This window comes from Cupriavidus sp. SK-4 (genome assembly GCF_000611125.1).
Classification (GTDB): Bacteria; Pseudomonadota; Gammaproteobacteria; order Burkholderiales; family Burkholderiaceae; genus Cupriavidus; species Cupriavidus necator.
This window is the reverse complement of the sequence record NZ_JFJW01000188.1, coordinates 1-567: the sequence shown is the minus strand read 5'-3', so window position 1 is coordinate 567 and position 567 is coordinate 1. Positions and strand designations below refer to the sequence as shown.

Sequence of the window (567 nt, the reverse complement as noted above, 5' to 3'; positions counted from 1 at the left end):
GCGAGCGGGTTGCCGGCCAGATAGCCGGCCTCGGTCAGCCAGGCGAACAGCGCGTTCAGTATCACCAGCGCCTGGCGCACGCTGCGGGGCGCCAGTGGTCCGGCAAACGGGCGCCAGTCGGGATGGCTGCGCGCGAGTTTTTTGCCGCCGGCCAGCACCCAGCGCGCGGCCGGTTGCGGGTCGGCCAGAAAACGCTCGTACGTGAGCAGGTCCTCGTGCGTGAGCGACGATAGCGGCTTGCCCAGTTGCAGCACCGCCCATAGGATCAACCGCTCGACCTCGCGCCGGTAGGCGGTCAGCGTCGCCGCGCTGTCGGCATAGCGCGCGAGCCAGGCGGTGACGGCGGCGAGGTCGTCGGCCGCGGCGATGCGGGTGGCGTTGGCGGAGGCGCGGTTGCTGCCGGCGACGCCGGACAGTGCCGGAGGCAGGCGCAGGCGCTCCAGCGGGATGGGAAGCGCGGTGGGGAGCGGGGCGGCCGGACCGTCCAAAGGTGGGAGCGGGAGCAATTCCATGAGTAGGCGCCGTATTTTCAGAATCGGCGGAGCTTGGGGGAGCGGTCAAATCGGG

The 567-nt window shown here is 71.3% G+C and carries 1 pseudogene; it reads right to left on the bottom strand.

The features are described 5' to 3' along the window. Nucleotides 1-512 (bottom strand): annotated as a pseudogene (locus CF68_RS34360) (integrase); the annotation flags it as partial. Nucleotides 513-567: the final 55 nt, after the last annotated feature.